This window comes from Pantoea hericii, from assembly GCF_014155795.1.
GTDB classification, from domain to species: Bacteria; Pseudomonadota; Gammaproteobacteria; order Enterobacterales; family Enterobacteriaceae; genus Pantoea; species Pantoea eucalypti.
In genome coordinates, this window is the sequence record NZ_SCKV01000003.1 from 339772 (window position 1) to 362763 (window position 22992).

Annotated in this window: 17 protein-coding genes; 6 read left to right on the top strand and 11 right to left on the bottom strand. The window is 59.3% G+C overall.

The genetic code is table 11. The features are described from left to right. The first annotated feature begins 6 nt into the window (after nt 1-6). Both radA and nadR read left to right on the top strand, forming a co-directional pair. Complete coding sequence (radA, locus tag H7K52_RS08660; protein ID WP_003854897.1) at nt 7-1389, top strand: DNA repair protein RadA; 1383 nt, start codon at nt 7-9, stop codon at nt 1387-1389. A gap of 75 nt (nt 1390-1464) precedes the next feature. After that, nucleotides 1465-2706, top strand: a complete 1242-nt coding sequence (gene nadR, locus H7K52_RS08665; protein ID WP_008925532.1) for a multifunctional transcriptional regulator/nicotinamide-nucleotide adenylyltransferase/ribosylnicotinamide kinase NadR — start codon at nt 1465-1467, stop codon at nt 2704-2706. Nucleotides 2707-2751: 45 nt separating this feature from the next. Here the strand turns inward: nadR and H7K52_RS08670 are convergent, their stop codons facing one another. After that, the gene (locus tag H7K52_RS08670; protein ID WP_003854895.1) at nt 2752-3753 is read right to left on the bottom strand and encodes a zinc-binding alcohol dehydrogenase family protein; all 1002 of its coding nucleotides are present in this window, start codon (nt 3751-3753) and stop codon (nt 2752-2754) included. A gap of 186 nt (nt 3754-3939) precedes the next feature. On the opposite strand from H7K52_RS08670, the gene H7K52_RS08675 reads away from it, so the two are divergent. After that, the gene (locus H7K52_RS08675; protein ID WP_003854894.1) at nt 3940-4836 is read left to right on the top strand and encodes a LysR family transcriptional regulator; all 897 of its coding nucleotides are present in this window, start codon (nt 3940-3942) and stop codon (nt 4834-4836) included. A 45-nt stretch (nt 4837-4881) separates the two neighbouring features. On the opposite strand, the gene ettA is transcribed toward H7K52_RS08675, so the two are convergent. Both ettA and deoR read right to left on the bottom strand, forming a co-directional pair. Then, entirely contained in the window at nt 4882-6549 is a 1668-nt protein-coding gene (gene ettA, locus H7K52_RS08680; RefSeq protein ID WP_008925533.1) for an energy-dependent translational throttle protein EttA, read from the bottom strand. A 179-nt stretch (nt 6550-6728) separates the two neighbouring features. Then, nucleotides 6729-7493: a DNA-binding transcriptional repressor DeoR gene (gene deoR / locus H7K52_RS08685; protein WP_033743124.1), complete on the bottom strand. Its 765-nt coding sequence runs from the start codon at nt 7491-7493 to the stop codon at nt 6729-6731. 379 nt (nt 7494-7872) lie between these two features. Here deoR and rbsK point away from each other — a divergent pair, with 379 nt between their 5' ends. From rbsK to H7K52_RS08700, 3 genes are read left to right on the top strand one after another with little or no spacing between them, the layout of a single operon-like run. Continuing rightward, nucleotides 7873-8790 (top strand): ribokinase, encoded by a 918-nt coding sequence (gene rbsK, locus H7K52_RS08690; RefSeq protein ID WP_182629942.1) that lies wholly within the window; start codon nt 7873-7875, stop codon nt 8788-8790. A 9-nt stretch (nt 8791-8799) separates the two neighbouring features. Continuing rightward, nucleotides 8800-10125 carry an L-fucose:H+ symporter permease gene (gene fucP, locus H7K52_RS08695; RefSeq protein WP_003854887.1) on the top strand — a complete coding sequence of 442 codons (1326 nt, stop codon included), beginning with the start codon at nt 8800-8802 and terminating at the stop codon, nt 10123-10125. Further along, nucleotides 10122-11135 carry an aldose 1-epimerase family protein gene (locus tag H7K52_RS08700; RefSeq protein ID WP_182629943.1) on the top strand — a complete coding sequence of 338 codons (1014 nt, stop codon included), beginning with the start codon at nt 10122-10124 and terminating at the stop codon, nt 11133-11135. Before fucP ends, H7K52_RS08700 begins: the two co-directional genes overlap by 4 nt. Before the next feature lie 7 nt (nt 11136-11142). On the opposite strand, the gene urtE is transcribed toward H7K52_RS08700, so the two are convergent. The 8 genes from urtE to atzF all read right to left on the bottom strand — a co-directional run bounded on the left by urtE (nt 11143) and on the right by atzF (nt 22791). Further along, complete coding sequence (urtE, locus tag H7K52_RS08705) at nt 11143-11841, bottom strand: urea ABC transporter ATP-binding subunit UrtE (protein ID WP_003854882.1); 699 nt, start codon at nt 11839-11841, stop codon at nt 11143-11145. Nucleotide 11842: 1 nt separating this feature from the next. After that, nucleotides 11843-12634, bottom strand: coding sequence for an urea ABC transporter ATP-binding protein UrtD (urtD, locus tag H7K52_RS08710; RefSeq protein ID WP_008925538.1), 792 nt, complete (start codon nt 12632-12634; stop codon nt 11843-11845). Then, entirely contained in the window at nt 12631-13704 is a 1074-nt protein-coding gene (gene urtC, locus H7K52_RS08715; protein ID WP_140033777.1) for an urea ABC transporter permease subunit UrtC, read from the bottom strand. Before urtC ends, urtD begins: the two co-directional genes overlap by 4 nt. Continuing rightward, nucleotides 13704-15269: an urea ABC transporter permease subunit UrtB gene (gene urtB / locus H7K52_RS08720; protein ID WP_008925540.1), complete on the bottom strand. Its 1566-nt coding sequence runs from the start codon at nt 15267-15269 to the stop codon at nt 13704-13706. The genes urtC and urtB overlap by 1 nt, the downstream gene beginning before the upstream one ends. Nucleotides 15270-15367: 98 nt before the next feature. Continuing rightward, nucleotides 15368-16636: an urea ABC transporter substrate-binding protein gene (urtA, locus tag H7K52_RS08725; RefSeq protein ID WP_033743125.1), complete on the bottom strand. Its 1269-nt coding sequence runs from the start codon at nt 16634-16636 to the stop codon at nt 15368-15370. Nucleotides 16637-16663: 27 nt separating this feature from the next. Then, nucleotides 16664-17365 (bottom strand): GntR family transcriptional regulator, encoded by a 702-nt coding sequence (locus H7K52_RS08730; protein ID WP_008925542.1) that lies wholly within the window; start codon nt 17363-17365, stop codon nt 16664-16666. Nucleotides 17366-17374: 9 nt separating this feature from the next. Continuing rightward, nucleotides 17375-20992, bottom strand: a complete 3618-nt coding sequence (gene uca / locus H7K52_RS08735; protein WP_078804762.1) for an urea carboxylase — start codon at nt 20990-20992, stop codon at nt 17375-17377. Between the two features lie 2 nt (nt 20993-20994). Continuing rightward, nucleotides 20995-22791 carry an allophanate hydrolase gene (atzF, locus tag H7K52_RS08740; RefSeq protein WP_003854868.1) on the bottom strand — a complete coding sequence of 599 codons (1797 nt, stop codon included), beginning with the start codon at nt 22789-22791 and terminating at the stop codon, nt 20995-20997. Nucleotides 22792-22992 lie beyond the last annotated feature (201 nt).

Here is a 22992-nt window from a genome sequence, read left to right on the forward strand (position 1 = left end):
ATTGATTTGGCCAAAGCGGCAAAACGCGCATTTGTCTGTAACGAATGTGGCGCAGATTACCCACGCTGGCAGGGGCAATGCAGCGCCTGTCACGCCTGGAACACCATCACCGAGGTGCGCATCGCTGCCTCGCCTGCTGCTGCGCGTAACGAGCGCCTGAGTGGCTATGCCGGCAGCGCCGGGACCAGCCGGGTGCAGAAGCTCTCTGAAATCAGCCTGGAGGCGTTACCGCGCTTCTCGACCAGCTTCAAAGAGTTTGACCGGGTGCTGGGCGGCGGCGTTGTGCCGGGCAGCGCCATTCTGATTGGCGGCAGTCCTGGTGCGGGGAAATCCACGCTGCTGCTGCAGGTGATGTGCCGGTTGTCAGAGGGGATGAAAACCCTGTACGTCACCGGTGAAGAGTCACTCCAACAGGTTGCGATGCGCGCCCATCGTCTGGGATTACCCACCGAAAATGTCAATATGCTGTCGGAAACCAGCATTGAGCAGATCTGCCTGATCGCCGAACAGGAGCAGCCGCAGCTGATGGTGATCGACTCGATCCAGGTCATGCACATGGCAGAGATCCAGTCATCACCCGGCAGCGTCGCGCAGGTGCGTGAAACCGCCGCCTACCTGACGCGCTTCGCTAAAACGCGCGGCGTCGCGATCATCATGGTCGGTCACGTGACTAAAGATGGCTCACTGGCCGGGCCGAAAGTGCTGGAGCACTGTATCGACTGTTCGGTGCTGCTGGATGGCGATGCCGACTCCCGTTTCCGCACCCTTCGCAGCCATAAAAACCGCTTCGGTGCGGTCAATGAGCTGGGGGTGTTTGCCATGACAGAGCAGGGCATGCGTGAAGTCAGCAATCCGTCCGCTATCTTCCTGTCACGGGGCGAAGAGGTTACCTCTGGCAGCTCGGTGATGGTGCTGTGGGAAGGCACGCGTCCACTGCTGGTGGAGATTCAGGCGCTGGTCGATCACTCCATGATGGGCAACCCACGCCGCGTGGCGGTGGGTCTGGAGCAGAACCGCCTGGCGATACTGCTGGCCGTTTTACATCGTCATGGCGGATTGCAGATGGCGGATCAGGATGTATTCGTCAACGTGGTTGGTGGTGTTAAAGTCACCGAAACCAGTGCGGACCTGGCGCTGATGCTGTCGATGGTGTCGAGCCTGCGCGATCGTCCGTTGCCGCAGGATCTGGTGATCTTCGGCGAAGTGGGACTGGCCGGTGAGATCCGTCCGGTGCCCAGCGGTCAGGAGCGCATCTCTGAAGCGGCGAAGCATGGGTTCAAACGCGCCATTGTACCGGCAGGGAATGCACCGAAAAAACCGATTGCCGGGATGCAGGTTTTCAGCGCGAAGAAGCTGGCCGATGCGCTGGCGATTCTGGACGATCTGTAATGCGCCTGCGGCCTGCCAGCCGGCGTCGCGGGCAGGCCGCTCCCACCTTAACCGCATTGATGCAGGAGGCACGACATGTCGTCGTTTGATTATCTGAAAACGGCTATTCGCCAGCAGGGCCATACGCTGCAACAGGTCGCTGATGCCAGCGGCATGACCAAAGGCTATCTGAGCCAGTTGCTCAATGCCAAAATCAAAAGCCCCAGCGCGCAAAAACTGGAGGCGCTTCACCGATTCCTGGGCCTTGAATTTCCGCGCCGCGATAAAACGGTGGGCGTGGTATTTGGTAAGTTTTATCCGCTGCACACCGGCCATATCTATCTGATTCAGCGCGCCTGCAGTCAGGTGGATGAGCTGCATATCATTATGGGTTATGACGAGCCGCGTGACCGTGAACTGTTTGAGAACAGCGCGATGTCACAGCAGCCTACGGTCAGCGATCGCCTGCGCTGGCTGCTGCAGACCTTTAAGTATCAGAAAAATATCCGCATCCACGCCTTTGATGAGGAGGGGATTGAACCCTATCCGCATGGCTGGGATGTCTGGAGCAAGGGCGTCAGCGCGTTTCTGAGCGAGCACGGCATTGCACCTGATTGCATCTACACCAGTGAAGCGCCCGATGCGGAGATGTATCAGCAGCACCTTGGCATTCAGACCGTGCTGGTCGATCCCAACCGATCCTTTATGAGCATCAGTGGCGCGCAGATTCGTCAGGATCCGTTCCGCTTCTGGGATTACATTCCTACGGAAGTGAAGCCGTTCTTTGTGCGCACCGTGGCGATTCTCGGCGGCGAGTCGAGCGGTAAATCGACGCTGGTGAATAAGCTCGCCAACATCTTTAACACCACCAGCGCCTGGGAATATGGCCGCGACTATGTCTTCTCCCATCTGGGCGGTGACGAAATGGCGCTGCAATATTCCGATTACGACAAGATCGCGCTGGGTCAGGCACAGTACATCGATTTTGCCGTTAAATACGCCAACAAAGTGGCGTTTATCGACACCGATTTTGTGACCACGCAGGCATTCTGTCTGAAGTATGAAGGGCGCGAACATCCCTTTGTGCAGGCACTGATCGATGAATACCGTTTTGATCTGGTGATTCTGTTAGAGAATAACGTGCCCTGGGTCGCAGATGGACTGCGCAGTCTGGGCAGTTCCGTGGATCGGCGGGAGTTTCAGTCGATGCTGGTGACAATGTTGCGTGAAAACAACATCGAATTCCTGCACGTGCAGGAAGATGATTATGACGCGCGGTTCCTGCGCTGCATTGAGCTGGTCAAAGCGATGCTGGGCGAGAAAAACGCCCAGCCGTAACGCCAGCTGTGACCCGGTCTGCCGCACGGCAGCCGGGTCAGCGCATTAATAGACCATGACCACTTTGCCGCGCATGTGGCCTTCCAGCACGCGCTGATGGGCGGCAGTTAACGTCTCAACGCTTAAGCCGTGCAGCGTTTCGCTCAGCGTGGTTTGCAGTTTACCTTCATCCAGCAATGCCGATACCGCATCCAGAATCTCGCCCTGACGCGCCATATCCGGGGTATTAAACATGCTGCGAGTGTACATCAGCTCGAAATGCAGTGCCGCACTCTTCAGCTTCAGTTGATCCATCGACAGCGGATGTTCGTTTTCCACGATGGTGCAGATATGACCCTGTGGTGCGATCAGCTTCGCCATCGTCTCCCAGTGACCGTCGGTATCGTTCAGGCAGAAAATATAATCAACCTGCTTAATGCCCTGTTTCTCCAGCTCACCGATCATATCTTTGTAATTGATCACCACATCGGCTCCGCGATCGCGGCACCACTGGGCGGAATCTTCACGCGAGGCAGTCGCAATGATCTTCACTTTGCTGCGCAGCTTCGCCAGGGGGATCGCCAGTGATCCAACACCACCTGCGCCGCCAACGATCAGCAGAGTCTGATCTTCCGATGCCGTCTCCAGGTTCAGTCGTTCAAATAAACCTTCCCATGCGGTCAGGGCCGTCAGTGGGATCGCGGCAGACTGTGCCCAGTCCAGACTCTCTGGCTTATGGCCGGTGATGCGTGAGTCCACCAGCTGCTCAGTGCTGTTGCTGCCTGGACGGGTCAGATCGCCGGCGTAGAAGACTTCATCGCCAGGCTTAAAGTTGCTGACTGAGCTGCCCACTTCCAGCACAACGCCGCTGGCATCCCAGCCCAGGATACGTGGCTGCTGTAAGCCGTTCTTCTTCGCCCCTTTGTGCACCTTGGTATCAACCGGGTTGACCGAGGCGGCTTTGACCTCGACACGCAGGTCATACTCGCCTGGCGTGGGGGTTTCAGGGAAAATTTCAGTAAAGTGTTCAGGATTTTCGGGATTAATTGCGATAGCGCGAATAGACATAACGTTTTCCTGTGTAGTTAAGCAAAGAGTCTGGCTCTTTTCTCTGACAGCCTGGTCGGGAGCCGGTGTACATACTCTTTATGGCAAGACCAGCTGTAATGATGAAGACAGGCCTTAAGTGTAGAACCTGATTTTAACGGTGATAAGATGGACAATCTTTCATAGAGTGTTCGTCTGAGGTGAACAATGGCATTTCGTCAGTGGCAGGACATGGCGCTGTTTGCGCTGGTGGCGGAGTGCGGCAGCTTTACCGGCGCGGCAGAACGCGCAGGCCTGCCTAAATCCAGTGTCAGTCAGCGTATCAGCCAGCTGGAGCAGCGGCTGGGGATTCGTTTGCTGAATCGCACCACCCGCCAGCTCAATCTGACTTTTGCCGGTGAGCGCTATCTGCTGCATTGTCAGGAGATGATGCAGGCCAGTGAACGCGCCGATCAGGCTATCGCCAGCCTGCGTGAAAACCCCAGCGGGCGTCTGCGCATCACCAGTCCGGCGGGCATTGGGGCCACACTGCTGGCGCGCTGTAATGCAGCGTTTTTGCGTCTCTATCCTGATGTGACGCTGGATGTCTCGATTTCCGATGAGATGCGGGATCTGGTACAGGAGGGCTTTGATGTGGCGCTGCGCACCGGTCAGCCGCAGGAGTCCTCGCTGATTGGCCGCCGGATAGGCAACTGCCCACGACTGCTGGTGGCTTCGCAGCACTATCTTAATCAGCACCCGCCGCTGCTTCACCCGCAGCAGCTGTCAGCTCACCGCTGTATCGCGCATCGCGCATGGAATGAATGGGTATTGCAGCGTGATGGCGCGTTCTACCGCTGGCTGCTGCCGCCTGGCCATCTCACCGACAATTTACTCTATGCGCGCGAATCGGCGCTGGGCGATGCAGGCATTACGCTGCTGCCGCACTTTCTGACCGATGGGGCGATGGCGGATCCCCGGCTGGTGCCGGTGCTGCCGGAATGGGAAGTCGAGGGAAATGAGCTGTGGCTGGTCTATCCGGGCCGTAAACTGAATTCGCCTGCGCTGGCACGCTTTATAGAGTTTGCGCTGCAGTCTCCGGTATTCAGAGAGTTTTATCGCTGAGTGAACCATCAAAAAGGGCGGCATCGCTGCCGCCCGTTTATTCGATTACTTCGTCATACGCTTGTACTTGATGCGCTTCGGCTCCAGTGCGTCGGCGCCGAGAGTACGCTTCTTGTACTCTTCATATTCGGTAAAGTTACCTTCGAAGAATTCGATATTACCCTCATCCTGGTAATCCAGGATGTGCGTCGCGATACGGTCCAGGAACCAGCGGTCATGCGAGATGACCATGGCACAGCCCGGGAACTCCAGCAGGGCGTTTTCCAGCGCGCGCAGGGTTTCGATATCCAGGTCGTTGGTCGGTTCATCGAGCAGCAACATGTTGCCGCCAACCTGCAGCAGTTTCGCGAGGTGCAGACGACCACGCTCACCACCCGACAGTTCGCCAACGCGTTTGCCCTGATCGACGCCTTTAAAGTTAAAGCGGCCAACATAGGCGCGGCTTGGCATCTCGGTGTTACCGATACGCATGATGTCCTGACCGCCGGAGACCTCTTCCCACACGGTTTTGGAGTTATCCATGCTGTCGCGGAACTGATCGACGGACGCCAGCTTCACCGTCTCGCCCAGCACAATGCTGCCGGAATCAGGCTGTTCCTGACCGGACATCATGCGGAACAGCGTCGATTTACCCGCGCCGTTAGGACCGATAATCCCGACAATCGCCCCTTTCGGTACTGAGAACGAGAGATCGTCAATCAGCACACGGTCGCCATAGGACTTACGCAGATTGCTGACTTCCAGCACTTTGTCACCCAGACGGGCACCTGGCGGAATAAACAGTTCGTTGGTTTCGTTACGCTTCTGGTAGTCCGTGTTGTTCAGTTCTTCAAAGCGAGCCAGACGGGCTTTGCCTTTAGACTGCTGGCCTTTTGGCCCTTTGCGCACCCACTCCAGCTCTTTCTCAATCGACTTACGACGCGCGGCTTCAGAAGAAGCTTCCTGCGCCAGACGCGCATCTTTCTGCTCCAGCCAGGAGGAGTAGTTGCCTTCCCACGGAATACCTTCACCGCGGTCAAGTTCCAGAATCCAGCCTGCCACGTTATCCAGGAAGTAACGGTCATGCGTAATCGCGACCACAGTGCCTTCGAAGTCATGCAGGAAGCGCTCCAGCCAGGCGACAGATTCGGCGTCCAGGTGGTTCGTCGGTTCGTCCAGCAGCAGCATGTCTGGTTTTTCCAGCAGCAGGCGGCAGAGGGCGACGCGGCGACGTTCACCACCGGAAAGGGTGGCGATCTTCGCGTCCCAGTCTGGCAGGCGCAGCGCATCGGCAGCACGTTCCAGTTGGGTATTCAGGTTGTGACCATCGTGCGCCTGGATGATCTCTTCAAGACGGCCCTGCTCAGCGGCTAGCTTGTCGAAGTCTGCATCCTCTTCGGCATAGAGCGCATAAACTTCGTCGAGACGTTTCAGTGCGCCAACTACTTCTGACAGCGCTTCTTCAACCGACTCGCGCACGGTGTGTTCAAGGTTAAGCTGCGGCTCCTGCGGCAGGTAGCCAATCTTGATGCCTGGCTGCGGACGCGCTTCCCCTTCGATATCTTTATCGATGCCGGCCATGATGCGCAGCAGGGTAGATTTACCCGCGCCATTCAGGCCGAGTACGCCGATTTTTGCGCCGGGGAAGAAGCTGAGTGAGATGTTTTTCAGGATATGTCGCTTCGGCGGAACCACTTTGCCGACGCGATGCATGCTATAGACGAATTGAGCCACGTTGGATTGAGCCTCTGGGTCTGTTGGTCGTTGGAATGATGTCGAAGTTTAGCCTTTTTCACCGTTTAATCCCAGCCGGGGGGCGGCGAATAATGCCCTGAGGGCGGTGATGCCGGACAACGTATGAAATAACTGTCTGATTTCCGCGCGTAATCGCTGAAATGACGGCAGAGGCAGGCTCAGGGCAGGCGAAGCGGTATCGCCTGCTGCGCCAGCCAGTTCTGTAACGCCTGATCGGGTGCGCTGTCACTCACCAGCAGGTCAAAACGCTGCAGCCCGGCAATGCGGGCAGGCAGCACCTTGCCATATTTACTGCTGTCAGCCACCAGTACCGACGTTCGGGCACGCAGCATGGCGTGATGTTTCATCATCAGTTCATTGGTGTTGTAGCAGGTCGCCCCCTGATCTTTGTCGATACCCGCCGCAGAGATCAAAGCCAGCGTCGGACAAAGATCGTCCAGGATGGTGTGCACGCCAATCGGTGTAAACAGAGCGTTGTCAGCATGAAATTCACCGCCGCTGAGAATAACGTTACAGCCAGGTTTCTCTTTCAGCGTCAGAAAGGTGTTCATAGCACAGCAGATGGCAGTGAACGACAGCGTGTCGGGAATCGCATCAACGATATAGGGCAGGGTAGTGCCGCAATCGAAAAAGACCGTATCGTTTTCGTTAATCAGGCTGGCCGCCGCCTGCGCCAGTCGCTGCTTTCTGGCCGCATTCTGCCCATGCTGATCGCTGACAAAATAGTGGCCGGTATGACTTTTTGGGTCGCTGACAATGTAGCCGCCCAGTAACACCACGCTGGAGCCCGGTTCGGTTAAATCGCGGCGAACCGTCATCTCTGAGACACCCAGCAGCTGGGCCGCGTCTTTGAGATGCAGTTTATCGGTGCGTTTAAGCGCCTGTGTCAGCTTGTGAATGCGTTCGTCGCGCCGGGTTTCCATGGTCATCTCTGTTTACCTATCCTGCAATGCGGAGGAAAGACGCCGGAACCGACGTCAATACGCGACAAACCTCACAGATTTGAATGAGTTGCGTCTCATCCGCCAGGCTGGCAACCAATCTTACCCGCATTCTGAAAGGCCCGCAAACCTCCGCTGTGCGGTGACTACCGCTCATCGCCGCAGGCGTTCACATTGCTCAGCCAGCAGGCTCTATGATGTTATCTTGTTATAATAGTAACACTTAAAATCCCGCTCCCTGTCGCATATTGTCGATTTTGCGCACTCATGTTGTGGTTTTTGTCACATATTTAACTTTTAAGAAAGGTTATTGTGACTTTAATAACATTTTAAGTTTGCAAAATATCCAGGAGAAATGGTCATGACAATTGCGGTCATCGGCTCAAACATGGTCGATTTGATTACCTATACCAACAGCCTGCCGAAAGCGGGCGAAACCCTTGAAGCGCCTGACTTTGCGATTGGCTGCGGCGGTAAGGGCGCTAACCAGGCGGTTGCGGCGGCGAAAATGGGCGGCAGCGTGATGATGGTCAGCAAAGTTGGCGACGATCTCTTTGCGCCCAACACCGTCGCGAACCTGCAGCAGCAGGGCGTGGACACGCGATTTGTCACCACTGCACCAGGCACCTCCAGCGGTGTGGCACCGATTTTTGTCGATGACCAGTCGCAAAACCGCATTCTGATTATCAAAGGTGCCAACCAGCAGCTGAAACCGGCTGATATCGACGACGCGGCAGAGGCGCTGAAAGCCTGTGAGCTGATCATCCTGCAGCTGGAGATCCCGCTGGAGACGGTCTATTACGCCATCGATTTTGCCCGCCAGCATCAGATCAACGTGATCCTGAATCCGGCACCGGCCGTCGCTTCGCTGGATATTCACTACGCCTGTAAATGCGACTTCTTTATGCCGAACGAAACCGAACTGGAGATCCTCACCGGCCTGCCCGTCAGCACCGATGACGAGGTGATCCTGGCGGGGCAGTCGCTGCTGAAGCGCGGCCTTAAAAATCTGATCATTACTCTGGGCAGCCGGGGATCGGTCTGGATGAGCGGCGACCAGGTGCATCGCGTGGCTGCGACGCCGGTTCAGGCGGTCGATACCAGCGGCGCAGGTGATGCCTTTATCGGCTGCTTTGCCTATCTGCTGGTGAAAACCGGCGATGTGGCCGCCGCCATGACACAGGCGTCGGCCTATGCCGCCTGCAGCGTCACCGGGCGCGGCACGCAGCGCGCTTATCCCGACGCAGAGACTTTCCAGCGTTTTCTCAACCGTAACTGAGGTTCTGCTATGCAACAGAAAATTGTTCAGCAATCTGATGGCTATCTGAATAAAACGCCGCTGTTCCAGTTCATTCTGCTGTCGTGCCTCTTCCCGCTCTGGGGCTGTGCAGCGAGTCTTAACGACATCCTGATTACCCAGTTTAAAAGTGTGTTTGCCCTGAGCGACTTCGCCAGTGCGCTGGTGCAGAGCGCCTTTTATGGCGGCTATTTTCTGATTGCGATCCCCGCCTCGCTGGTGATCCGCAAAACCAGTTACAAGATGGCGATTATGATCGGTCTGGCGCTCTACATTGCCGGCTGTATCGCCTTTTATCCTGCTTCGCACATGGCGACCTACACCATGTTCCTCGCGGCGATCTTTGCGATTGCCATTGGCCTGAGTTTCCTGGAAACGGCGGCCAACACCTACAGCTCGATGATTGGTCATCGTGATCATGCGACGCTGCGCCTCAACGTCAGCCAGACCTTCTATCCGATCGGTGCGCTGATGGGGATTGTGCTGGGTAAATATCTGGTGTTCCAGGATGGCGACAGTCTGGAGAGTCAGATGGCAGCCATGACGGCAGAGCAGGCGCATGCTTTCCGCCTGACAATGCTGGAGCACACGCTGGAGCCTTACAAATATCTGGTGATGGTGCTGGTGGTCGTGATGCTGCTGTTTATGTTCACCCGCTATCCGCGCTGCAAACCAGAGAGTAATGAGAAATCCCGGCCGTCACTGGGCGAGACCTTCCGCTATCTGGCGGCTAACCGTCACTTTAAACGCGGCATTGTGACCCAGTTCCTGTATGTCGGCATGCAGGTGGCGGTCTGGTCATTTACCATTCGTCTGGCGCTGACGCTGGGGGCGGCCAATGAACGTCACGCCTCTAACTTTATGATCTACAGCTTCGTCTGCTTCTTTATCGGCAAGTTCGTGGCGAACTTCCTGATGACCCGCTTCCGTGCCGAGAAAGTGCTGATCGCCTATTCGGTGCTGGGCGTGCTGACGCTGGCTTATGTGATGCTGGTGCCGAACTTTACCGCCGTCTACGCCGCCGTTTTTGTCAGCGTGCTGTTTGGGCCCTGCTGGGCAACGATCTACGCCGGTACGCTGGCGACGGTCGATAATAAATACACTGAAGTGGCAGGCGCGTTTATCGTGATGGCGATTGTTGGCGCGGCCTTTGTCCCGGCGCTGCAGGGCCTGGTGTCTGACACGCTGGGTTCAATGCAGCTGGCGTTTGGTGTCTCGCTGCTCTGCTTCGCCTGGGTCGGATTTTACTTCTACGGCGAACTGCGCCATAAAAAACAGCCGGTTGCGGCCGGTCGTCTGGTGGAGGAGTTACCATGAGAACCCGTTTACCCTTAGCGCGTAACCAGTTTCACACCACGCCCTCGCTGCTGCTGGAAAGCGATGACTTCCGGGTTGAGGTGTTTCGCTATCCGGCAGGAATCGAGGCAGTGCGCATTCATAACCGGCGCGGCAGCGTGACCGTGCTGCCGTTTCTCGGGCAGATGATCTGGGACGTGCAGTTTGACGATCATAACCTGACCATGGGCCACAGCTTTAAGCAGCCGCTGCCCGCGAATTCGATCATAGATATCTATGGCTGTTTTGCCTTTCATTCGGGGCTGCTGGCTAACGGCTGTCCCGCGCCAGAGGACGATCATCCGCTGCACGGGGAAATGGCCTGCGCCCGCATGGATAGTGCCTGGCTGGTGCTGGACGATCAGACACTGTCGCTGGAAGGGGAGTGTGAATATGTTAAAGGCTTCGGCCATCATTATGTTGCGGCACCCGCCGTTCGCATTCAGGCCGACAGGCCCCGTCTGACGATAGAGATGACGGTAACCAATCTGGCGGGTGCACCGATGCCGTTGCAATACATGTGTCACCTCAACAGCGCGTGGATCGATCAGGGGCGCTTCCGGCAGTCGATCCCCGAAGGGGCATTCCAGCTGCGTCGCTCGATCCCGGCGCACCTGCGACCAACGCCCGCCTGGCGGGATTACACGGATCAACTGGCGCGCGATCCGCAGGCGTTACAGCAGCTCGATCAACCGCAGCTCTGCGATCCCGAGATCGTCTTCTTTGCGGACGATCTGCCGCAGTATGGTGATGAGGTACAGTTTGAGTTGCATGCGCCGCAGGGCTACGCGCTGATGACGCGCTTCTCTACCGCGCAGTTCCCGCACGCAACCCGCTGGCTGCTGCACAACCATGACCAGCAGGTGGCGGCCTATATTCTGCCCGCCACCTGTCGGCCAGAGGGTTTTCTTGCCGCGCAGCAGGCCGGCACGCTGATCACCCTGGCGAGCGGCGAGCAGCGTCACTTCTCTGTGGAGACCGGCCTGCTCTGAGTCGGGTTTAAATCGCCACCAGGCCGCGCACACCTTCTGCTTCCATGGTGTCGCCGCGGCCACGCTGCACAATTTCACCGCGCGACATCACCAGATAGCTGTCCGCCAGTTCTGCCGCGAAGTCATAAAACTGCTCAACCAGCAGGATCGCCATATCTCCCCGTTGCGCCAGCTGGCGGATTACCGCGCCGATCTCTTTGATCACCGAGGGCTGGATCCCTTCGGTCGGCTCATCAAGGATCAGCAGCTGTGGCCGACAGGCCAGCGCCCGGCCGATCGCCAGCTGCTGCTGCTGACCACCCGAGAGATCGCCGCCCCGGCGTGACTTCATCGCCAGCAGCACCGGAAAGAGCTGATAGATCTCCTCCGGCACTTCACGCGCCTGCGCCGCCGGAAAGCGCGACAGGCCCATCAGCAGGTTCTCTTCGACCGTCAGACGCGGAAAGATTTCCCGTCCCTGCGGCACATAGGCGATGCCCGCCTGCACCCGCTGGTGCGGCTTGCGGCCATTCATCCGCTGCTGCTGCCACTGAATCTCGCCTGACTTCGCCGGGATCAGCCCCATCAGGCACTTCAGCAGCGTGGTTTTTCCCACGCCATTGCGGCCAAGCAGACAGGTAATTTCACCAATTTTTACCTCAAACGACAGGCCGCGCAGAATGTGACTGCCGCCATAATATTGATTCAGTTCAGTAACCTGTAACATTTTAGCGCCCCAGATAAACGTCGATAACCTGCTCACTGGCCTGAACCTCGCGCAGCGAACCCTCGGCCAGCACCTGCCCCTGATGCAGCACCGTGACATGGTCGGCGATGGTCTCGACAAAGCCCATGTCATGCTCCACTACCATCAGGGAGTGTTTGCCCGCCAGGCTGCGGAACAACTCGGCGGTGTAGGCCGTCTCTGCGTCAGTCATGCCTGCCGCCGGTTCATCCAGCAGCAGCAGATGCGGCTCCTGAACCAGCAGCATGCCAATCTCCAGAAATTGCTTCTGGCCGTGCGATAGCAGGCCCGCACGGCGCTGGCGTTCGCCACCCAGCCGCAGCAGTTTCAGCACCTCATCAATTCTGTCGCGCTGTTCGCTGCTGAGACGAGCGCGCAGGCTGGCCCAGACCGATTTATTGGCTTTAAGCGCGATCTCAAGATTCTCAAATACGGTTAATGCCTCAAACACCGTAGGCTTCTGGAACTTACGGCCAATGCCGGCGCGGGCGATCTCTACCGGCGACAGACGGGTCAGATCGCTGTCCTGGTCGTAGATCACCCGGCCGGCGTCGGGGCGGGTTTTGCCGGTGATCACATCCATCAGCGTAGTTTTGCCTGCGCCGTTGGGGCCGATCACGCAGCGCAGTTCCCCGATGCCGATCTGCAGCGAAAGATCGGTCAGCGCCCGGAAGCCGTCAAACGAGACGCTGATCTTCTCCAGTTGCAGGACGGGATCGCGCTGCGCCCGATGGCGATCCGCGAGCTGAGGCTGGGTAAACAGGGCATCACTCATTTTTTCCTCCGGCGCAGCAGGCCAATCACGCCGTGCGGCAGAAACAGTGTCACCAGGATGAACATCAGTCCCAGGAAAAACAGCCAGTATTCAGGGAAGGCGACGGTGAAGAAGCTGCGTGCGCCGTTAACAATTGCTGCGCCCAGCAGCGGGCCAATCAGCGTACCGCGTCCACCCAGCGCCACCCAGATCGCGGCTTCTATTGAGTTGGCTGGTGACATCTCTCCCGGATTGATAATGCCGACCTGCGGCACATAGAGCGCCCCGGCAAGACCGCACAGCACGGCGGAGAGCGTCCAGACTAACAGCTTGAAGCCGCGCGGATCGTAACCACAAAACATCAGACGGTTTTCGGCATCCCGCACTGCGGTCAGCACCCGGCCAAACTTGCTGCGCGCCAGGGCGAAGCCAATCACCAGGCTCAGCAACAGCAGCAGCACCGTGGCGATAAACAGCCCGATGCGGGTTCCGGTCGCCGTCACCGAAAAGCCGAGCAGGGTAGTAAAGCCGGTGAAGCCGTTGTTGCCGCCAAATCCGGTTTCATTACGGAAGAACAGCAGCATACCGGCGTAGGTCAGCGCCTGGGTCATGATGGAGAAGTAGACGCCTTTGATCTTTGAGCGAAAGGCGAAGAAGCCAAACAGCAGCGCCAGCAGGCCCGGCACCAGCATGCTCAGGCAGAGCGCCCAGGCGAAGTATTCGGTGCCGGTCCAGAACCAGGGCAGCTCTCGCCAGGAGAGAAAGGACATAAAGGCGGGCAAGCCTTCGCCTGCGGCCTGGCGCATCAGGTACATGCCCATGGCATAACCGCCGAGGGCAAAGAACAGCCCGTGGCCCAGCGACAGCAGTCCGGCGTAACCCCACACCAGATCCAGCGCCACGGCGACCACCGCATAGCAGAGGATTTTGCCGACCAGCGTCAGGGTATAAGTGGAGATCGCCAGCGGATGGGCGGCGGGCAGCAGCGCCAGAAACGGCATCACCAGTAACGCCAGAGTGATCGCCACGCCGATGCTGATCGCCAGGCGCGGCGCGGTGCGCGCCATGCGAAGTGTGATGGGTTGCGTCATCAGTCAGTCACCCTTCCTTTAACCGCAAACAGTCCCTGCGGACGTTTCTGAATAAACAGCACGATAATCACCAGAATCAGGATCTTACCCAGCACCGCGCCAATCTGCGGCTCCAGCACTTTGTTCAGAATGCCCAGGCTGAACGCGGCAACCACGGTGCCTGCCAGCTGGCCGACGCCACCCAGCACCACCACCAGGAACGAGTCAATGATATAGCCCTGACCCAGCTCCGGTCCGACGTTACCAAGCTGCGACAGCGCCACGCCTCCCAACCCGGCAATGCCCGAACCAAGGCCAAACGCCAGCATATCGACGCGACCCGTTGGCACGCCGCAGCACTCCGCCATGGCGCGGTTCTGGGTCACGGCGCGCACGTTCATGCCAAGGCGGGTCCGGTTCAGCAGCAGCCAGGTGAGCGCCAGCACAAACACCACAAACAGGATCACCGCGATGCGGTTCCACGGCAGCACCAGGTTGGGCAGCAGCTGCAGGCCACCTGAGAGCCACGACGGATTCGCCACTTCCAGGTTTTGCGCCCCGAACAGCACCCGTACCAGCTGGATCAGCATCAGGCTGATTCCCCAGGTAGCGAGCAGCGTCTCAAGCGGACGGCCATAGAGATGGCGGATGATGGTGCGTTCCAGCGCCATGCCGATGGCGGCGGTGACCATAAAGGCGACCGGCAACGCCAGCAGTGGATACCAGGCTAAATAGTCCGGTGCAAACTGCTGAAACAGGCTCTGCACCCACCAGGTGGCGTACGCGCCGAGCATCAGCATTTCACCGTGCGCCATGTTGATCACCCCCAGCAGCCCGTAGGTGATCGCCAGGCCCAGCGCGGCCAGCAGCAGGATGGAGCCCAGCGACAGGCCGCTGAAGGCCTGCCCCAGCAGATCGCCCCACATTAGCCGTTTCTGAATCTGTTGCAGGCTTTCGGCCGCTGCCGCCCGTACCGTGACATCTGGCTCATTCGCGGGCTGGGTCAGGCGTTGCAGGCTGGCCTGCGTATTGGGATCGCTGGACTCACCCAGCAGTTTCACCGCCCGCAGGCGCACCATCGGTTCGCCATCCGCCAGTTGCAGATTCGCCAGTGCCAGCGCTAATGCAGCATGTACCCGGCTGTCCTGTTCAGCGGCCAGCCGCTGTTCCAGCAGCGGCAACTGGTCTGCGGCACCCTCATTTTGCAGCTGCTGCGCTGCGCGCAGACGCAGGGCCGCATCACTGCTCACCAGCTGGTGCGCAGCCAGCGCGTTGTTTACCAGCACGCGCAGGCGATTGTTCATAAATAGCTTTTTCAGGTTACCCGTGGGCTGTGCCACCGCATCCAGCGGCTGCAGCGTCGATCCCTGCTGGCTGAATGGCTGTTTGTTCTGGTCGATGACCACGGTTTCTGCTTTTAACGCTTCCAGCAGCGGCAGACGCTGACTGTCCGGCGCGGCAGCCCATTGTTGCAGCAGCGTGGCCTGCTGGCTGCGGCTGGCGGCGGCAAAGTCAGCCGCCGGTCCGGCGCTGGCAAACAGCGGCAGCAACAGAAGCAGGCTGAAAAAACAGCGACATAGATTCATAAAAGGAGCCTCGTTTGGGGAGGTCAGCACGGCAGTCGAATGACCACTGCCGTGCTGCCGCTTTACAGCGGGTGACGCTTTCTTATCAGCAACGAAAATTACTGCGCAGTCTTCACCGGGTAATCGGGCTTCTTGTCGTTACCGGCAATGTACGGGCTCCAGGGCTGGGCACGCACGGGTTTATCGGTCTGCCACACCACGCTGAACTGGCCGTTCTCTTCCACTTCACCAATCATGACGGGCTTATGCAGATGGTGGTTGGTCTGGTCCATGGTCAGGGTAAAGCCATCCGGCGCTTTAAAGGTCTGACCGGCCATTGCCGCCCGCACTTTGTCCGGGTCCGTCGTGCCCGCTTTTTCCACCGCCTGCGCCCACATATGGATGCCGACATAAGTCGCTTCCATCGGGTCGTTGGTCACCACGGTGGCGGCGTTCGGCAGGTTATGTGCTTTGGCGTAAGCGCGGTAATCGGCAACAAATTTCGCGTTGGTCGGATTATCGATCGACTCGAAATAGTTCCAGGCCGCTAACTGACCCACCAGCGGTTTGGTGTCGATGCCGCGGAGCTCTTCCTCTCCCACTGAGAAGGCGACCACCGGAATGTCAGTGGCTTTGATGCCCTGGTTAGCCAGCTCTTTGTAGAACGGCACATTGGAGTCGCCGTTGATGGTGGAGACCACCGCCGTTTTACCGCCTGCCGCGAATTTTTTAATGTTGGAGACAATGGTCTGATAGTCGCTGTAACCAAACGGCGTGTAGACCTCTTCGATATCTTTATCTGCCACGCCTTTGCTGTGCAGGAAGGCACGCAGGATCTTGTTGGTGGTGCGCGGATAGACGTAGTCGGTGCCCAGCAGGAAGAAGCGTTTTGCACTGCCGCCATCTTCGCTCATCAGGTATTCCACTGCCGGAATCGCCTGCTGGTTAGGCGCCGCGCCGGTGTAGAAGACGTTAGGTGACATCTCTTCCCCTTCATACTGCACCGGATAGAAGAGCAGGCCGTTCAGCTCTTCAAACACCGGCAGCACCGATTTGCGTGATACCGAGGTCCAGCAGCCAAACACCACCGCCGCTTTATCCTGGGTCAGCAACTGCCGTGCTTTCTCGGCAAACAGCGGCCAGTTAGAGGCGGGATCGACCACTACCGGCTCCAGCTTTTTCCCCAGCAGGCCCCCTTTGGCGTTGATCTCATCGATGGTCATCAGCGCCACATCTTTCAGCGGCGTTTCAGAGATCGCCATGGTGCCGGAGAGCGAATGCATGATCCCCACTTTGATGGTGTCAGCCGCCTGCGCACTCCAGGCGAAACCCATACTGACAACGGTAGCGGAGAGGGCGAAAGCCTTGATCAACGAACGTCTTTTCATCATTTAAACCCCTGAGTGGTTGTTATGTTATTCGGTGAGCTGGAGCCGGGCCTGCTGGAGGCGGTGCAGTGTGATCTTCCTGACCTCCGCCTTACTGACAGCGATGTGATCGGTCAGGATGCGTTGCGCCTCATCTGTCTGCTGCGCAAAAATCGCCTGTAAAATCTGAGCATGTTCCTGATAAGTCGCACAGATGCGATCATCGCGGGTGAAGTCGAGCCGACGGATGATGCGGATCTTCTCGGTGAGTTCGGCGTGTATGCGCGCCATCTCCGGGTTACCCGCGGCCGCGACCAGCGCCATGTGAAACGCTTCGTCATGCTGCGACACCACCAGACCTTCGGTGAGCGCCTCCGCTTCACACCAGAACTGGTTGAGTTCGTGTAACAGCGCGGCACACTGAGGCGCGGGCAGGGCGCAGAGGCGTTTTACCGCCTCGCACTCCAGCACGGTGCGCAGGTCATACAGCGATTCGAACCAGGCAAAATCGAAGTTTTTAATCTGCCAGCCGCTGCGGAACCAGACTTCGACAAAGCCTTCGCGCTCCAGCCGGAATAGCGCCTGGCGAACCGGCGTGCGGCTGACCGCCATCCGTCCGGCGATTTCGCTTTCGCTGAAGCGATCGCCCGGCATCAGGCGAAAGGCGAAAATATCGGCCTTCAGCGCCTGATAGACCCGTTCGGCCAGCGCTTCCGGGCGCGCTTTAGGGGATTGAGGTTGGGTTGTCATCGGCGCTCCTTATTCCAGCCACAGCAGGGTATCGCCAGGGCTGACCGGGCGGCCCGCCTGGCAGGCGATCCGCGTCACCCGACCGGCCTGCGGCGCGACAATCGCCAGCTCCATCTTCATCGCCTCGACGATAATCAGCGTCTGTCCGGCGCTGACCTCGTCGCCCGGCTGCACCAGCACTTTCCAGATGTTGCCATTGAGGTCGGCCTGCACCGCGAGTCCGCCTTCATCCACTTCACCCACGCTGTCAGGCACTTCATCTGCCGCCGGTGCGTTCTGTTCTTCCTGCGCCCATAACTGCACTTCCTGTTCAAAGGCGGTCGCCTGGCGCTGACGGAAGTCCGCAATCTCAGCGGCATGGTCGGCGAGGAACTGCTGGTGCGCGGCAAAATCAAACTGCGTCTCTTCGATGCGCAGGCTGGCGCGGCCTTCACGGAAATCTTCGCGCAGCTGGTTGAGCTCGGTTTCACTCACCGGATAGAAGCGCACCTGATCGAAGAAGCGCAGCAGCCACGGCGCATCGGCTGTGAACTGCGGATTCTTCAGGAAGGTGTTCCAGATGGGCAGCGTGCGGCCTACCAGCTGATAGCCGCCGGGCGAATCCATGCCGTAGATGCACATGTACATGCCGCCAATGCCGACCGTGCCTTCGGCGGTAAAGGTACGTGCCGGACTGTATTTGGAACTCAGCAGGCGATGGCGCGGATCGATCGGCACGGCGCAGGGCGCGCCGAGGTAAACATCGCCCAGCCCCAGCACCAGATAGCTGCCGTTGAACAGGGTGTCGCGCACCTCATCGCGGCTGCTTAAGCCATTAATGCGCTGGATAAAGTCCACGTTGTTGGGCAGCCAGGGCGCACTGGCACGCACCGTCTCCTGATAGCGGCTGACCGCACCCAGCGTGGCGCTGTCTTCAAACGCCATCGGCATCCACACCACGCGCGACGGGACTTTCAGCGTGCTGACATCGCCCAGCGTCGCTTCCAGCGCCAGCAGCAGCGACATCAGGGCGGACTGTGAAATAATGCGGCTGTCGTAGCGTACCTGCAGTGAGCGCACGCCTGGCGATAGCTCCTCAACGCCTGGCTCCGCCTGCGCCGTCAGCGCATTCATCAGCAGGTGCACGCGCAGACGCAGCGCCAGATCCAGCACGTTGTCGCCATACTCAATCAACACATATTTGTCGCCGGCCTGACGATAGACCACTTTCGGCGTGCTGCCGGTGGCCTCGATGGCGGACAGAATCGTGGCGGAGCCGTGGGCGGTTTCAGCCAGCGACGGCACGGCAAAGGTCGGGGGATGATCCGGCCGCAGGGTATCGATCAGGTGCATCTGCGCTTTTTCCCGCGCCAGTGCATCGTCTGCGGTAATCGGGTGGAAGCGGATGGTGTCGCCCGGTTTGACCTGGCCCACTTTCCACAGCTCGGCTTTGGCGATGGTCACCGGACAGACGAAGCCGCCCAGGCTCGGGCCGTCGTGTGTCAGGATCACCGGGAAGTCGCCGGTGAAATTGACCGCGCCGATGGCATATTCACAGTCGTGAACGTTGGAGGGATGCAGGCCTGCTTCGCCACCGTTGGCGCGGGTCCAGGTTGGTTTCGGACCCACCAGCCGTACGCCGAGGCGGTTGGAGTTGTAGTGCACCTGCCAGTCGCTGGCAAAGAATTCGTCGATGGCGGCCTGGGTGAAGAAGTCCGGTGCGCCGTGCGGGCCATAAAGCACGCCGATGCGCCATTCGCTGCCGTAGTGGGGAATCAGCGTCGCATCAAGCGGCTGCGGATCGCTGACCGGGGCCGGTGTAGTGCAGGCTGCCCGTTCAGGCCGGGAGATTGCCAGCATATCGGCCACCCGCAGGGTGCGTCCGGCGTGACCGCCAAACTGGCCCAGTGAAAAGGTGCTGCGGCTGCCCAGATATTCCGGCACGTCGAAGCCGTTGCGCACCGCCAGATAGCTGCGGCAGCCCTGCCGGGCGCGTCCCAGTGCCAGGGTCTGTCCCGCTTTCACCGCCAGCGGCTGCCAGGCGCTGACCGGTTCGCCATCAAGCCGGGCGTCGCAGTCCGCGCCGGTCAGCGCCAGAATGGCATCACAGTGGAAACGCAGCGTCGGCCCCTGCAGGGTAAACTCCAGGCCTGCTGCTGCCTCGTGGTTACCCACGATTCGGTTTGCCAGACGGAACGCGAAATCATCCATCGGGCCGGACGGCGGCACGCCGATATCCCAGTAGCCGAGGCGGCCGGGATAGTCCTGCACCGAACTGAAGGTGCCGGGTTGCAGCACTTCCACCACGGAGGCGGCAGGCACAACGCTGTCGAGATAGCGCGTCCAGACGTTGCCGCTGCGAAACGCGTCGCTGCGGGTGATCTGGCGCAGATAGTCGAGGTTGGTGGCGATGCCATGCAGCTGAGTCGCATCCAGCGCATGATGAAGTTTTTCCAGTGCCGCCTCGCGCGTGTCGGCATGCACAATCAGCTTGGCGATCATCGGGTCGTAGAAGCTGGAGACCTCGCTGCCGGTTTCGATGCCGCTGTCGACCCGCACGCCGTCAGGAAAGGTGACACCGGTTAACAGGCCGGGGCTGGGCTGAAAGTTCTTCAGCGGATCTTCCGCGTAGAGCCGCACTTCAATCGCTGCGCCCTGCGGCGCCTGCTGCAGACGTGACCAGTCCACTGCATCGCCCGCCGCCACCTGCAACATGCACTCCACAAGATCGAGGCCGGTGACGCATTCGGTGACCGGATGCTCCACCTGCAGGCGGGTGTTCACTTCAAGAAAGTAAAAGGCCTGCTGGCTGACGTCGTAGATATACTCCACGGTGCCTGCGCTGCGGTAGTTGACCTGCTCGCCAAGCCGCACCGCCGAGGCGAGCAGGGCGTCACGCGTGGCCTGCGACAGGCCGGGCGCCGGTGTCTCTTCCACCACCTTCTGGTTGCGGCGCTGCAGTGAGCAGTCGCGTTCGCCCAGCGCCACCACGTTGCCTTTGCCGTCTCCAAAAATCTGAACTTCAACGTGGCGGGCGCGATCGATACAGCGTTCCAGAAATACGCCTGCATCACTGAAAAACTGCTCACCAAGACGGCGCACGCTCTCCCAGGCGCTGGCGAGCGCATCGGCGTCGGCGCAGCGCGTCAGGCCAATGCCGCCGCCGCCCGCCGTGCTTTTCAGCATCACCGGATAGCCAATCTTATCAGCTGCCTGCATTGCCTCTTCCAGCGAGGCGAGCAGGGGTGTGCCGGGCGTCATCGGCACACCCGCGCTGGCGGCCAGTTCACGAGCGCGGTGCTTCAGGCCGAACTCACCAATCTGCTGCGCGGTGGGGCCGACAAAGGCGATACCTGCCGCATTGCAGGCGTCGGCAAACGCCTGGCTTTCAGAAAGAAATCCGTAGCCGGGCCAGATAGCCTGCGCGCCGCTCTGCTGCGCTGCTGCCAGAATTTTGTCGATGCGCAGATAGCTGTCGCTGGCCTTCTCGCCGCCCAGGGCGATGGCGATATCCGCCTGCTTAACGTGCTGCGCATTACGGTCAGCGTCTGAATAGACCGCGACGCTTTTCACGCCGAGGCGCTTCAGGGTCCGAATGGCGCGGCAGGCAATTTCGCCGCGGTTGGCAATCAGTACGGTAGTGAACATGATCAGTGACTCCCCTGTGATGCCAGCCAGTTGCGCCAGCCGCCCGTCTCAGTGATTTCCAGCGCACTCTTCAGCGCTGAGCCTTCGCAGATAAAGCCTTTAACAACGCGGCCATCGGCCAGCGTCAGGCTGCCGATCCCCAGTGGGGCCGGAATCTCCGCCACAAACTCGCCGAAACGGGCCAGTGGGATATCCCACAGCTCAACGGTGATCGCCGCTCCCTGTTCGTCACGCATCAGGCCCGGTTTTTTGATTGCACCTTCCAGCAGGGCAAAGAGGCGGTAGTGTGGCGCGGTCTTCGTCTCTTCCACCCAGACGGCATTGCGTTCGGTGAGCTGGAAATTGAGCGGCATGCCGGTGAGATGCGCGCCCACTACCGCCAGCCGGACGTGGTCAGGTGAGACAGGTAAGGTTGTGGATCGGGTCGGCCACGGCTGACCGGTCGCGCCCAGCGGCAGGGCGAGCTGCTGCTGCCAGCGAAGGCCGAATTCCGCCAGCGCCCGATCGTGCCAGGCGGGTGCAATCAGCGTGATGCCTGCCGGAAGATCGTCGTTGCGGAACGGTGCGGGCAGCGCCAGGGCAGAGAGGTCGGCGAGATTGGTGAAGTTGGTGTAGGTGCCGAACTGTGAGTTGAAGTAAATCGGCTCCTGTTTCATCTCCTCCAGGGTGTGAATGGTGGGTGAGGTCGGCACCACCAGCGCATCAAACTGTGCCAGCGTCTCCTGAATCTGACGCGTCAGTTCGGCCCGCAGATACTCCGCCTTGTAGGCGTCCACCGCGCTGTATTTCAGGCCGCTGGTGACGATCTCATGCACTACCGGGTCCATCTCCGCCGGACGGTCAAGCATCTCACCCACCGCCGCTGTGCGTTCGGCAACCCAGGGACCGTAGTAGAGCTGTTCAGCGAGCGTCCGGAACGGCGTGAAGTCGATGGGGTGCAGCGTCGCGCCGCCCGCCTGCAACGCTTCCAGTGCCTGATCCCAGGCCGCTTCAGCGGCAGCATCATCAAAAAACGCCGGGTGCGCCGGAATAGCGAAACGGGGATGACGCGGCAGGCTGGCTGGGGCGGTGCGCGGATTAATACGCGAATAGGCATCACCGGCATCGTAGCCACCCATGATACTGGCGACGCTAAACGCATCTTCTGCCGTCAGCGCAAATACCGAAATGGTGTCGTTAAGGCGACAGGCGGGCACCACGCCGCGTGCAGAGAACCAGCCCTTGGTCGGCTTGAGTCCGACGATATTATTAAAGCCCGCCGGCACGCGGCCCGATCCTGCGGTATCGGTGCCCAGTGAAAAAGCGACCAGTCCGCGCGCCAGCACCGATGCCGAGCCAGAGCTGGAGCCACCGCTGACGTAATCAGCGTCAAAGGTATTACTGACCGCGCCATAGGGCGAGCGGGTGCCGACCAGGCCGGTTGCGAACTGATCGAGGTTGGTTTTACCGATGACGACTGCGCCAGCGGCTTTCAGCCGGGCGACGGCGACCGCATCTTCGCTGGCGGTATAGGTAAACGCAGGGCAGGCGGCGCTGGTCGGCCAGCCTGCGACATCAATGTTATCTTTTACGGCGAAGGGCACACCAAACAGCGGCAGCGACGCGGGATCGCGTTCATAGTCTGCCAGCAGCGGTTCAATCTGTGCCGCTAACTGGTCAGGTGTCGCCAGATAGATCCAGGCATTATCGTGTGTGTCGAGCGCTGCCAGGTGCGCACTCAGCAGCGAACGGATCTGTTGTGGTGCCTGCTGAGTGCGCTGCTGCCAGGCGGGAAGCGTCAGGCCGAAGGTAGAAGTCATACGAAGAATTCCAGCTGGTATACAAGATGGAATTCAACAGAGCAAAGCGTGTGCCAGTTTTTAACGCAATGATTCAACAGTTTAAATCGCTGGGTAATAAGATTTACTGATGATAATTTGCACAATCACGGCGCGTACGCTGAGCGATGACGGTGCGTTAACTGTCTGTATGCGTAAATTTTGTGAAGAACATGGCAAGAG